This is a genomic window from Vibrio sp. 1457, assembly GCF_033340195.1.
Classification (GTDB): domain Bacteria; phylum Pseudomonadota; class Gammaproteobacteria; order Enterobacterales; family Vibrionaceae; genus Vibrio; species Vibrio alginolyticus.
In genome coordinates, this window is record NZ_JAWOWA010000035.1 from 17,197 (window position 1) to 30,618 (window position 13,422).

The 13,422-nt window shown below is 45.3% G+C and carries 10 protein-coding genes; 7 read left to right on the plus strand and 3 right to left on the minus strand.

The window, feature by feature from the left end; genetic code table 11:
• Positions 1-7 precede the first annotated feature (7 nt).
• Positions 8-595, plus strand: coding sequence for a YjaG family protein (locus R7Z41_RS22200; RefSeq protein WP_005382520.1), 588 nt, complete (start codon positions 8-10; stop codon positions 593-595).
• Between the two features lie 79 nt (positions 596-674).
• Here R7Z41_RS22200 and R7Z41_RS22205 read toward each other — a convergent pair whose 3' ends face one another.
• Complete coding sequence (locus R7Z41_RS22205; RefSeq protein WP_065275607.1) at positions 675-1,808, minus strand: hemolysin family protein; 1,134 nt, start codon at positions 1,806-1,808, stop codon at positions 675-677.
• A gap of 253 nt (positions 1,809-2,061) precedes the next feature.
• Here R7Z41_RS22205 and hupA point away from each other — a divergent pair, with 253 nt between their 5' ends.
• Positions 2,062-2,334 carry a nucleoid-associated protein HU-alpha gene (gene hupA, locus R7Z41_RS22210; protein ID WP_005382524.1) on the plus strand — a complete coding sequence of 91 codons (273 nt, stop codon included), beginning with the start codon at positions 2,062-2,064 and terminating at the stop codon, positions 2,332-2,334.
• 39 nt (positions 2,335-2,373) lie between these two features.
• Positions 2,374-3,072, plus strand: a complete 699-nt coding sequence (locus R7Z41_RS22215; RefSeq protein ID WP_053303483.1) for a DUF1481 domain-containing protein — start codon at positions 2,374-2,376, stop codon at positions 3,070-3,072.
• An 84-nt stretch (positions 3,073-3,156) separates the two neighbouring features.
• Here the strand turns inward: R7Z41_RS22215 and purD are convergent, their stop codons facing one another.
• Together purD and purH are read right to left on the minus strand one after the other, a co-directional pair.
• Positions 3,157-4,446, minus strand: coding sequence for a phosphoribosylamine--glycine ligase (gene purD, locus R7Z41_RS22220; protein ID WP_053303481.1), 1,290 nt, complete (start codon positions 4,444-4,446; stop codon positions 3,157-3,159).
• A gap of 97 nt (positions 4,447-4,543) precedes the next feature.
• Positions 4,544-6,136 (minus strand): bifunctional phosphoribosylaminoimidazolecarboxamide formyltransferase/IMP cyclohydrolase, encoded by a 1,593-nt coding sequence (gene purH, locus R7Z41_RS22225; RefSeq protein ID WP_206971067.1) that lies wholly within the window; start codon positions 6,134-6,136, stop codon positions 4,544-4,546.
• A 265-nt stretch (positions 6,137-6,401) separates the two neighbouring features.
• Between purH and zntR the strand changes: the two genes are divergently transcribed.
• From zntR to R7Z41_RS22245, 4 genes are all read left to right on the plus strand, one after another.
• Positions 6,402-6,800: a Zn(2+)-responsive transcriptional regulator gene (gene zntR, locus R7Z41_RS22230; RefSeq protein ID WP_005382529.1), complete on the plus strand. Its 399-nt coding sequence runs from the start codon at positions 6,402-6,404 to the stop codon at positions 6,798-6,800.
• A 163-nt stretch (positions 6,801-6,963) separates the two neighbouring features.
• Positions 6,964-8,526, plus strand: a complete 1,563-nt coding sequence (cadC, locus tag R7Z41_RS22235; protein WP_206971066.1) for a lysine decarboxylation/transport transcriptional activator CadC — start codon at positions 6,964-6,966, stop codon at positions 8,524-8,526.
• Positions 8,527-9,177: 651 nt separating this feature from the next.
• On the plus strand, positions 9,178-10,521 hold the full coding sequence (gene cadB / locus R7Z41_RS22240; RefSeq protein ID WP_206971065.1) for a cadaverine/lysine antiporter: 1,344 nt from the start codon (positions 9,178-9,180) through the stop codon (positions 10,519-10,521).
• Between the two features lie 117 nt (positions 10,522-10,638).
• Positions 10,639-12,774 (plus strand): lysine decarboxylase CadA, encoded by a 2,136-nt coding sequence (locus R7Z41_RS22245; RefSeq protein ID WP_005451159.1) that lies wholly within the window; start codon positions 10,639-10,641, stop codon positions 12,772-12,774.
• The last annotated feature ends 648 nt before the right edge of the window (positions 12,775-13,422 follow it).

A 13,422-nucleotide genomic window follows, 5' to 3' on the forward strand; every position in this document is an offset into this window, starting at 1 on the left:
AGTGACTATGCTTAAGAATCCTCTTCAGGTTCGTTTAGAAAAACTAGAACCTTGGCAACAAATTACCTTTATGGCGTGTCTGTGTGAACGCATGTATCCAAACTATGCGATGTTTTGTGAGAATACAGAATTTGCTGACCCGCGTGCTTACCGAGCGATTCTTGATAGTGTATGGGAAATTTTGACAGTTAAGAACGCGAAAATTAACTTCGAACGTCAATTGGAGAAGTTAGAAGAGTTGTTCCCAAGTGCGGATGAGTTCGATTTTTACGGCGTTTACCCAGCGATGGACGCGTGTCAGGGTTTGTCTACGTTACTGCATGGTCTATTGGACCGCGATTACCTTTTCGATTCAATGCTTAAAGTGAGTCAACAGTCGGTACAAACCGTTGCTGATCTAGAGCAAGCACAAGGCGCAGAGCCAATCACTAACGACAACCAGAAAGAAAACGAAGCCGTATGTGAAGAGTGGGACGTCCAGTGGGCTATCTTCCGTCCGCTGCGTGAAGCGGTAGAACGTGACATCAGCTTGATTAAAGATTTGCGTGAAGAGCTACGTGAAGAAGGTGTGAGCAACATCGGTATTGCACTTTAATTGTTGAATAAATAGAAAAAGGCATCCTAACTGGATGCCTTTTTTGTTTGTGCGTTTAAGCTGTTATACCTAATGCTGATTACGATTCTTTCGAGTCGGGTTTCGGTGGCTCTTGAGCTTCTGGCTCTTTATCCTGCTTCTCCAGCTCGTTATCTTCTTCATCGTCATCGCGGCTTTCGATTACGCCGTGCATTTCTTTCCAGCTTTCCCAGCGTTGGTAAGCCAGCTCCTGCATGTCAGTGCTTTTATCTGCTTCGTCGATGATCTCCTCGCCTACGAGGTGTTCAAAAATATCTTCCAACGTTACCAAACCTAGCACGGTACCGTATTCATCAACAACAAGTGCCAGCTGTAAGCGATGAGTCATCATCTGGTCGAATACTTTAGGTAAAGTGGTATTGTTTAGCACCACTTGAATTGGGCGCATGATTGCTCCCAACTGTTTCTGTCCACAACCTGATTGTTGTAGTTTGAACAACTCAAGGCGATGCACAAAACCAATGATGTTATCTTTCTGTTCGCTGTAAACCAATGGGCGTGAGAAAGGCGTATCTTTGTGTTTTTCTAGGAACTCATTGATGGTCATTGTGGCATCGACACGGAATACTACTGGTCGTGGCGTCATAACCTGCGTTACGGGTACATCTTGGATGCCAAGCAAGTTGCTTAAGATTTTTGATTCACCCTCGGCAAACTCACCGCTTTCACGTGCCAGAATCGCCATTGCAGACAGCTCATCACGCATCTTTGGAGCTTCGTGGTTACGAGCAAGACGCTTGGTGATTTGCTCTGAGAACCAAACAAAGGGTGTAAGCGCCCATACCATCCAACGCAATGCGACCGCGGCAGTGGGTGCCAACTGACGCCAGTAGGTCGCGCCAATCGTCTTCGGTACGATTTCTGAAAGCACTAAGATCGCCAATGTCAGCACTGCCGAAAAGATACCTAATGCTTCGCTACCAAATACAACCGCAGCTTGTGCACCAGCAGTGGCCGCGCCGATAGTGTGAGCGATGGTGTTTAAAGTCAGAATAGATGCCAGTGGTCGGTCGATATCTGATTTCAGCTTAGCCAATTGCCCAGCTGCGGGATGCCCCTGTTGATTGAGCTGCGCAATGTAGCTCGGACTGATACTCAGCAGTACCGCCTCCAGCACCGAACAGATAAACGAAATGCCGATTGCAATAGAGATATAAATGGATAACAGCAGCATAGTTGCCCTTGAATGTAGTTTGATAGTGGTTATTTGCAGCTATTATAACCGCAAAAGTGACTTATAAATTGGTCCAAATACCTTGGAAAGCAAGGGTTTTCAGGGGGTATGTGGTAACAAATTGTGAGTTATTACTCATATTATGGCTAAAAGTACGTCAGAAAATCGAAAGATCGCTTACAAACCTTTGCCAGATGGGGCATTTATGTTTTAGAGTGAGACGAATTCGATAACCTATGAGAAGGGAAACCTAATGAACAAGACCCAATTAATCGACTTTATCGCAGAGAAAGCAGACCTATCAAAAGCACAAGCAAAAGCTGCTCTTGAAGCGACTCTTGATGGTGTAACTGGCGCACTTAAAGAGGGTGACCAAGTTCAACTAATTGGTTTTGGTACATTCAAAGTAAACCACCGCGCTGCACGTACTGGTCGTAACCCTAAGACTGGTGACGAGATTCAAATCGCAGCAGCTAACGTACCAGCATTCGTAGCAGGTAAAGCGCTGAAAGAATCAGTAAACTAAGTTAGAATGCACCGAGGTATCCTGCCTCGGTGCAATTTCATGAAAAAACATCTACTCACTTCACTTCTCCTATCTAGCCTTACCCTTTTTGGCTGTTCATCGGTTGAAACTCCTAATTTAGAACAATTCACGCATTTTTCTGGTGGTAAAGTTGCGGGAGATGCTAGCAGCTTGTACTGGATGACAGAGAAACTCACTCGTGTGAGTACGGCGGCTGATTATGTGACTATGGGGGACAATGGTTGGTTCCAGAGTGATTATCGCTGGGACGAAGGTGAGTTGCGAGAGTTGATTCGAAAAGGCGAGCAAGTTGATACCAAACAAGAGTTGGTGCCTTTTCAAATCCACATCCGTTTCAATAAAGATGGCGAAGCGGTTTACCAACAATATCGTGTTAACCGTAAAGTCTTACCACTCCAGCATGACCAATTAGAGCGCTACAAAGCAGAAGCGAATGACGTAGTGGCATCGGTTAAGGCGCAGTCTCGTAACAATCAGAGCCTTATTCAAGGTTATTGGAATGGTCAATCGTTTGAAACCTGCAAAGGTAAGGTGTTCTCGACACTCGAGTTTAATCAGACGCTGCCAAAATTTATTATCGAGCGTCTCTCATCGGTAGACAGTTATGTGGCTTTTGTCGGCAAGCAGTCACGAAACAAAGCAATGGTCGATGAACTGTTGATGCTCAATGACGATGACTTTGATTGTGTTTCTCGGCCAAAGTTGATCTCTGAATAAACATTGCTTCGAATTCTGTCGAACAAGAACAATAAAAAAAGGCGCTGAGTGCGCCTTTTGTTTTTTAGCCAACTTATGTTGTTTTTATTTTTCTTGCTCACGTGCAATTGCACGGTAGCCGATGTCGTTGCGATGGAACATGCCATCCCAACTGATCTGTTTTGCAAGCTCGTAAGCACGCTGCTGCGCTTCTGATACACTGTTGCCAAGTGCGGTTGCACAAAGAACACGACCACCGTTTGTCACGATGTCGCCATCTTTGTTATCTGTACCAGCATGGAAGACTTTTTCGCCTTCAATTTCAACTTGTGGCAGACCCGAAATAACGTCGCCTTTGTTGTACGCTGCTGGATAACCACCGGCTGCTAGCACGATACCAATCGATGCTCGTGGATCCCATTTTGATTCCACTTGATCCAGTTTTTGGTCAATCGCAGTTAAACATAGATCAACGAGATCGGATTGCATACGCATCATGATCGGTTGCGTTTCTGGATCACCAAAACGACAGTTATACTCAATCACTTTAGGTGTACCGTCTTTGTCGATCATTAGGCCTGCGTATAGGAAACCTGTGTAAGGATGACCTTCAGAAGCCATGCCGCGTACGGTTGGGTAAATCACTTCTTCCATGATGCGGTTGTGGATTTCCTGTGTCACGACTGGAGCAGGCGAGTATGCCCCCATGCCACCCGTGTTAGGGCCTGTATCTTTGTCGCCTACGCGCTTGTGATCTTGGCTGGTGGCCATTGGCAGAACGTTCTCACCATCAACCATCACGATGAAGCTTGCTTCTTCACCGTCCAGGAATTCTTCAATCACTACACGGCTGCCAGCGTCACCAAAAGCGTTACCTGCGAGCATGTCTTTGATTGCATCTTCTGCTTCTTCTAGCGTCATTGCCACAATCACACCTTTACCAGCAGCAAGGCCATCTGCTTTCACCACAATCGGTGCACCTTGTTCACGTACGTAAGCAAGTGCTGGTTCGATTTCAGTAAAGTTCGCGTAAGCACCCGTTGGGATTTGGTGACGAGCAAGGAAGTCTTTAGTAAATGCTTTAGAGCCTTCAAGCTGTGCTGCTGCTTGGGTCGGGCCGAAGATTGGCAAACCTGCTTCGCGGAAAGCATCAACCACACCAATAACCAATGGTGCTTCTGGGCCAACGATAGTCAGTTCAATCGCCTTCTCTTTGGCGAAAGCAACAAGGCCAGCGATGTCTTCTACATCGATGTTTACGTTTTCTAGTTTTGGTTCTAGAGCCGTACCAGCGTTGCCTGGTGCAACGAAGATAGTCTCAACATTTGGGTTTTGTGCCGCTTTCCAGCCTAGCGCATGTTCACGACCACCTGAACCGATAATTAATACATTCATTTTTAATCCTTTTTATCACGGTGGTGATAAGAATACAGAACGTTTCGTTAACAGAATACAGAAGAGCTATCATCCGCTCTGTATTCTGTGTTTTAAATTAGTGGCGGAAGTGACGCATACCGGTAAAGATCATCGCCATGCCGTGTTCGTCTGCTGCTGCAATAACTTCGTCATCACGCATAGAACCACCTGGTTGGATAACACACTTGATGCCCGCTTCTGCAGCCGCGTCGATACCGTCACGGAATGGGAAGAATGCATCTGATGCCATTACACAACCTTCAACCTGTAGACCTTCGTCTGCAGCTTTGATGCCCGCGATTTTCGCAGAGTAAACGCGGCTCATTTGGCCAGCACCTACACCGATAGTCATGTCGCTTTTCGAGTAAACGATCGCGTTAGATTTCACGTATTTCGCTACTTTCCAGCAAAACAGTGCATCTTTCAGCTCTTCTTCTGTTGGCTGGCGCTTAGAAACCACTTTTAGGTCGTCTAGGCTTACCATGCCTTGGTCACGGTCTTGAACCAGTAGACCGCCATTCACGCGTTTCACGTCAAAGCCAGTTGTCTTAGTTGTCCATTCGCCACACTCAAGTAGACGCACGTTCTTCTTCGCGGCAACCACTTCAATCGCTTCTGCAGAAACAGAAGGTGCGATGATTACTTCAACGAATTGACGCTCAACAATAGCGGTTGCCGTTTCTGCATCTAGCTCTTGGTTGAATGCAATGATGCCGCCGAATGCAGATGTTGGGTCAGTTTGGTAAGCACGGTTGTACGCTTCTAGGATGTCTTTACCTAGAGCAACACCGCATGGGTTTGCGTGTTTTACGATTACACATGCTGGCTCGTTGAACTCTTTCACACATTCAAGCGCTGCGTCCGTGTCTGCGATGTTGTTGTAAGAAAGGGCTTTACCTTGGATTTGGCGAGCAGTAGAAACGGATGCTTCTTGTTGGTTTGCTTCAACGTAGAATGCGGCTGCTTGGTGGCTGTTCTCACCGTAGCGCATGTCTTGCTTCTTCTCGAACTGTTGGTTGAACGTACGAGGGAATTTGCTCTCTTCATCACCGTCTTTGTTCTCACCGTAAGATGGAACCATAGTGCCGAAGTAGTTTGCGATCATGCCGTCGTAAGATGCTGTGTGCTCGAATGCTGCGATAGCTAGGTCGAAACGAGTTTCGAGAGTGAGAGATTTGTCGTTTGCGTCCATCTCTGTAATTACGCGGCCGTAATCACCTGCATTAACAACGATAGTCACGTCTTTGTGGTTTTTCGCTGCAGAACGAACCATTGCTGGGCCGCCGATATCGATGTTTTCAACAGCGTCGGCTAGTGTACAGCCTTCTTTGGCAACGGTTTCTGCGAATGGGTATAGGTTTACGACAACCATATCGATAGGGTTGATGCCGTGCTTTTCCATCACGTCATCATCTTGGCCACGACGACCAAGCACACCACCGTGAACTTTTGGGTGAAGCGTTTTAACGCGGCCGTCCATCATTTCTGGGAAACCAGTGTAGTCAGAGACTTCGGTTACGGCGATGCCTTGTTCGGCAAGTAGGCGAGCTGTACCACCAGTAGATAGGATATCGACACCGCGCTCAGCAAGAGCTTGCGCAAACTCAACAATACCTGTTTTGTCTGATACGCTGATAAGCGCACGGCGAATAGGACGAGCGTTATTCATGCTTCCATTTTCCTCAAATTCACGGAGTTAAAGATGTTTGCCAAAAATGAACTTGTTTTTACCTCTTGGGGTAAAATATTGGCCAGTTTTGGTAAAGACCTTTGCAGGGTGTTTTCTGATTAGAAAACAGTCTCCACATTTGATGGCGCGTATTCTAACCAATTTATTACAAAAAAGCTCGCGCAATCGTTTGGCGTCTCAAAAATAATTGCAAAAAAGTCGTTCTTTAGCTTTAAAAGTAACGAGATAGTTAATAGGGAAAGTTATGTTTCAGATAGGTGAACTGGCAAAACGTTGTGGTGTGACTGCCGATACATTGCGTTTCTACGAGAAAAACGCGCTAATAAAACCCGCAGGACGAAGTGAGTCAGGCTACCGCTTGTATGATGAAGAGAATCAAAAGCAGGTGCACTTTATCCTCAAAGGTAAAGATCTTGGCTTGAGTCTGGATGAAATTAAAGACCTGTTAGAAATTAAGTTAGAAGCGACAGAACACAGCTGTGCAGAGGTAAAAGCCATTACTTCTGCTAAGTTAGAGCTGATTGATGGGAAAATTAACGAGCTGACGAAAATTCGCCGAGCTTTGAAGAAGATTAATGATGCTTGTTGTGGTCATACAGACGATGACGCCACACATTGCTCTATCCTTGCAGCACTTGAGTAGTCTCATTCTTGAATCACTTAACTTAAGTTTGCATTTTTGGCAACTTGCTTTTCTAGGTACACGCTGCTTTCCCACCTATAATCTTGCCTTTAGTTACTTGTAGGAATCGACCATTGTCTGATTCCTACCGTAACGCTGTCTGTAGATACGAGAGTTTTCATACATGGTTGGAGTCTATTTTCAAATCAATGACTGGGTTTTGAGCGTTGATGAAAATAAGCTGTATCGACAAGATAGGGAAGTTACTGTTGAGCCACGCTTAATTAATCTTTTGCACTTCTTAGCGGAGCATGCGAATGAGGTGTTCAACCGCGAGGAATTGATTCAGTACGTTTGGGCTGGAGCGATTGTGACCGATCAAGTGGTGACTCAATCCATCTTTGAGTTGCGTAAGCTACTACGTGACGGTCGAGAGGAAAATACCAACTACGTTATCACGGTGCCCAAGCGTGGCTATAAGCTGGTAGCTAACGTGGTTGCTATGACGCATGAAGAGTTTGTCACAAGTCGGCAAAATGAAGAGATCCCACCTTCGGTTGAAGAATCGGAAGAGGATTGTCTACCTATAGCACCAGCCGTTACCTTTCCTGCCGGTCCTCTAACTCGCGCGGTCTGCGAGATGTCAAAAGAGAAAAAAGCCCCTCAGAGCAAAAACAAAATCAGTCCTTGGCGATTGGGAATTATGAACTTCATCTGGATCAGTATGTTGGTCGTAGTGATGGGCGTGTTTACCTACAAGCAATCGGAAGTGCGTATTACCCAAGCCATCGATACCCATCTGATTGAGTTCAAGTTTCAAGATAATTTTACGAGTGAAGGATTAAGCTACGATTTGGCAGACGGATTCGCCCAAAAGTTGATGTCCGACATTGCTCAAGTCAGTGATTACCGAGTCATGCTAAAGAAGGCGTCGTTTACTTCTGGCATTGTGCCTGGTAAATCGGTTGTGGTACGAGTTCGTGAGAATGACGGTGGCAGCTTTTTAGAGGTGGAATATCGCAATAACTCATCTGAAAAAGTGTTGTTTAGTCGTCAATACGCGTTAACCAGTAGTCATTTAAAGACAGTGCTTCAACAAGCGTCGTTGGATTTGATGCAAGTGCTGAAAGTATCGGATGCTAAATTGAAATCTACGATGCTGGTGGCGGGAATGCCAATGAATCCCGACGCGTTGGAGTTGTTTGTTCAGGCTAACCATTACCTTAATGTCTCTGATACTAAACAATTCCGCCAAGGTATCGACTTGATGGAAAACATTTTAGAAATCGAGCCGGATAATGCTTACGTTCAAGCTGAGTTGTTGATTGCTTACCATGTACAAAAGGCACTTGATTTCTCACAGGAGTTGAAGAAAGGGCGAATGCAGCAGCTCAGTGAAGCACTAGAGACTAATGTGCAAATGATGGTGGGGCCAATTCAACCGCGAATTTATGAAGCTTTAGCACTGCACGAAACCATCATTGGTGACATGGCGTTAGCCAAGCGGCATCTCGGACAGGCATTGAGGTTACGTGATTCAGTGCTTTCCTATGTGATTCGCGGTAAGCACGCCGAATTGGATGGTGATCTGGATTTAGCCAGTGAGTCTTACAGTGAAGCTTTCTATATTGATACGTCGGTTGAGACGTACCTGCTGTGCGAAAACTTGGTCTTCCCAAGTAACATGAAGGCGATTGATTACGCCATGTATCGCGCCGTTCACCCTTCTGTCGTTCGAATGCTTTAATTCTCTCGGACTCAACGTCAGTCTAATGCTAGCCCCTCATTTCGGTGAGGGGCTTTTTTGTCGCTGTCGAAAAGTGAAAAGGGTGAGGCGGTGAGGCGGTGGGGCAATGACTTACGAAGGAGCTAACAACGCAAGCTTGCAACGGGAATACATACCCGCTTTGCTTCTCTATCTCTATTGATTGTATGAAGTGTCTGGCTGAGTTATGTGGCGAGAATGATTTTGATGCTTTCTTGCAGGCGAGATGAATATTGATGTGGGTCAAAAAGCGCTATCAGGGAGAGATTTATGGAATCAACACTTCAGGGAATTAACCCTTCGGGATGGGGAAGTTGATAGAGGTTGATAACTTTTATCGCGATGACCAACGAGTTGATGAGAGTTTATCTATCGGTAGAAGGTTTGATGTTTTTCTTATAACTAAATGAATAATATGGTTTTATATTTTTGTGTTTATCATGTTTACCTCAACTTGATGTTGATTAACTAATCATTTTATTGATAACCCCAAGTTTATTTTTTTCCCAGTTTTTGGGCGTAGTCTTCACTTCGAAATTTAGCGAGGTCGAGCAGGTTCTTCCTCATAGCATCTCGCTAATAACCATTCAGTTTGAGTCATGTTGACTCGAGTAGAATAGATTTGGAGATGTTATGTCATCGAATGCGAAAAAAATCGGCCTTATTGCCTGTACGGGTGTCGTAGCCGGTAACATGATGGGTAGTGGTATCGCACTATTACCTTCTAGTCTTGCCTCTGTAGGCTCTGTTTCAATCTTCAGTTGGCTGATCTGTTTGGCCGGTGCACTGAGTCTGGCGTTTGTTTACGCTCGTCTGGCAACCAAAAACCCACAAGAAGGTGGTCCAATCGCTTATGCTGGCGAAGTGTCTCCGGTATTTGGTTTCCAAACGGGCGTTCTTTATTACCACGCGAACTGGATTGGTAACCTGGCTATTGCCATTACAGGTGTTTCTTACCTTTCAGTATTCTTCCCTGTGCTTAATAACCCAATCCCAGCAGGTATTGCGACGATTGCATCGGTATGGATCTTCACTTTCGTCAACCTACTTGGTGGTAGCTGGGTAAGCCGTCTATGTACGCTTGGTCTAGTTCTTATCCTTATCCCAGTTGTTGGTACAGCTGCATTTGGTTGGACGCACTTCGATACTGCGCTTTACAGCCAAAACTGGAACGTATCAGCAGGCACTGACAGCCACGCGGTAGTAACAGCGGTTCTTATCTGTCTATGGTCATTCGTAGGTGTGGAATCAGCAGCGGTATCGACTGGTATGGTAGAAAACCCTAAACGTACTGTACCTCTAGCAACTATGTTGGGTACTGGTATCGCAGGTGTGATTTACATCCTATCAACTCAAATGATCAGCGGTATGTTCCCAGCGTCAGAAGTTGCGGCATCAGGTGCGCCATTTGCACTAGCAACCACTGAGCTATTCGGTAGCTGGACAGCACCATTCGTATCAGCATTCACAGCGCTAGCATGTTTCACTTCGCTAGGTTCTTGGATGATGCTAGTAGGTGAAGCAGGTAAACGCGCAGCAAACGACGGCAACTTCCCTAAAATCTACGGCGAAACTGACAAAAACGGTGTGCCTAAGAAAGGTCTAATCCTTGCGTCAATCAAGATGACTGCGCTGATGGTTGTACTGATGTTCTTCAGCTCTAAAACAGCACACGCATCAGACCTATTCAACCAGCTAACAACTGACGCGGTTCTACTAACAATGCTGCCTTACTTCTACTCAAGCATTAACTTGATTCGCTTCGAAGGTATGACAACACGCAACGGCTTCGTAATGCTGTTCTCTGGTGTGGCTTGTCTGTTCTGCTTCATCGCACTAGCAGGTGCAGAGGGCGGTACGCTAACAGCAACCTTCATCGTGTCTCTAGTTATCTTGATGTTCTACAGCAAAAAAGCAGGTCTTGCTCAGTACGTGAAAATGCACGCTGACGACATGCCTGCCCAAGCAAGCAACTAATCCCCAAAACGCTGCCACTAAGGTGCCAGCCTATAAAACCCAAATTCACGCGGCGCTCACCTTACTCATTGCCTGTAAATGGCAAAGAGCGCCCTCATTCGCCTTGGAGATGTCCAAATGAATATATTCGCTATCTTGAACCACATGGGTGTGTTCTTTAAAGAAGAGCCAGTTCGTCAACTTCACGCTGCTCTTGAGAAAGCGGGCTACGAAGTGGTTTACCCAGTAGATGATAAAGACTTGATCAAAATGATTGAGATGAACCCTCGCATTTGCGGTGTGTTGTTCGACTGGGATAAATACTCACTAGAGCTATGTGAACGTATCAGCCAAATCAACGAAAAACTGCCTGTTCACGCATTTGCTAACGAACAGTCTACTCTAGACATTTCACTAACAGACCTACGTCTAAACGTGAGCTTCTTCGAGTACGCTTTAGGTATGGCTGACGACATCGCTATCAAAATCAACCAAGCGACTGAGGCATACAAAGATGCCATCATGCCTCCATTCACTAAAGCGCTATTCAAATACGTAGAAGAAGGTAAATACACCTTCTGTACTCCAGGTCACATGGGCGGTACTGCATTCCAGAAAAGCCCTGCTGGTAGCATCTTCTACGATTTTTACGGTCCAAACACATTTAAAGCGGACGTATCAATCTCAATGCCTGAGCTAGGTTCTCTACTAGACCACTCAGGTCCACATAAAGATGCAGAAGAATACATCGCACGTACATTTAATGCAGACAGCTCGTACATCGTAACTAACGGTACGTCTACATCGAACAAAATCGTTGGCATGTACTCAGCACCTGCGGGCAGCACAGTACTGATTGACCGTAACTGTCACAAATCTCTGACTCACCTAATGATGATGAGCGACGTGACACCAATCTACTTCCGCCCAACTCGTAACGCATACGGTATCCTTGGTGGTATTCCACAAAGCGAATTCAGCCGCGATGTCATTGCAGAGAAAGTGGCGAAAACACCAGGTGCAACAGCACCAACTTACGCAGTAGTGACTAACTCAACTTACGATGGCTTGCTGTACAACACACAATTCATCAAAGAGTCGCTAGATTGTAAACACATTCACTTCGACAGTGCTTGGGTGCCTTACACTAACTTCAACCCAATTTACGAAGGTAAATGTGGTATGAGTGGTGAAGCGATGCCAGGCAAAGTGTTCTACGAAACACAATCAACACACAAACTGTTGGCAGCGTTCTCACAAGCTTCAATGATTCACGTGAAAGGTGACTTTGATAAAGAATCTTTCAACGAAGCATTCATGATGCACACTTCAACTTCACCTCAGTACGGCATTGTTGCTTCTACTGAAACTGCAGCGGCAATGATGCGCGGCAACACTGGTAAGAAGTTAATGCAAGACTCTATCGATCGCGCAATCCGCTTCCGTAAAGAGATCAAACGTCTAGAAGCAGAAAGCGACAGCTGGTTCTTCGATGTATGGCAACCAGAAAACATCGATACCACAGAATGTTGGAAACTAGACCCTAGCGATACATGGCACGGCTTCAAGAACATGGATGACAACCACATGTATCTTGACCCAATCAAAGTAACGCTATTGACTCCAGGGATGAATAAAGAAGGCGAATTAGAGGAATCAGGTATTCCTGCTTCGCTGGTGGCTAAATTCCTAGACGAGCGCGGCATCGTGGTAGAGAAAACAGGTCCATACAACTTGTTGTTCCTATTCTCAATCGGTATCGACAAATCAAAAGCAATGCAATTGCTACGCGGCCTAACTGAATTTAAACGTGGCTACGACTTGAACCTAACCATCAAGAGCTTCCTACCTTCACTATACAACGAAGACCCAAGCTTCTATGAAGGCATGCGCGTTCAAGAACTAGCACAAGCAATTCACGACCTAACTAAGAAATACAACCTACCAGAGCTAATGTATAAAGCGTTCGATGTTCTTCCAGAAATGAAAGTAACACCACACGCAGCATGGCAAGAAGAGCTTCGCGGTAACGTAGAAGAAATTAAACTGGAAGAAATGGTTGGTCGCGTAAGTGCGAACATGATCCTTCCTTACCCTCCAGGTGTGCCACTAGTACTTCCTGGTGAAATGGTGACTCAAGAGTCTCGCCCAGTGCTGGACTTCCTAGAGATGCTTTGTGAGATCGGTGCGCATTACCCTGGTTTCGAAACCGACATCCACGGTCTGTACCAACAAAAAGATGGTAGCTACACCGTAAAAGTATTGAAGAACTAAGTTCCTCTCGAAGATGACGCCATTGGGAATGCAAGCATGCTCCACTCTTACGAGCTCAATGTGTCATCGAACAACCACGACATTTAGATATACCCCTAGCTAATCTGTCGTAAAAGAGAAGGGCAAGGATGCTCTGATCTTTTCTTCTATATAGAAGAAGCAATTTCCAAGACTTCACCTGAAGTACCCCAAGTAAAAAGCAAAGACCAAAGAGCAGTTCGTCATCGTTCTGCTCTTTTTTTATCTTTTATACAGCAGGACGAAGAGAAAAAGCGCGTTGAGTGAAGATCATTTGCTTCAATTGCATCAAATTTGAAGATCGTAATTCAGGTAGAAACGCCCTTTTTCTTGAGGAAAGATCCTTTTAAATGAGAGAAAATAGCCAAGATCGCTTGGTATATACACAAAGTGATTGCTATTTGTTCGGTTGAAAGTTTTTTTGCAAAAAACGCTTGTACTAATTTCTCAACTCCCTATACTGCGCATCCACCGACACGGAGTGAGACGAAAGTCACACAGCGAGTCGGAATTGAGAGAAAAGAAATTTGAAAAAAATGCTTGACTCTCTCACGGTGTGAAGTAAGATACGCACCCCTAACGACGAGCAACTAAGTTGCTGAAAATGTTAGAAAAGCTCTTTAAAAATAA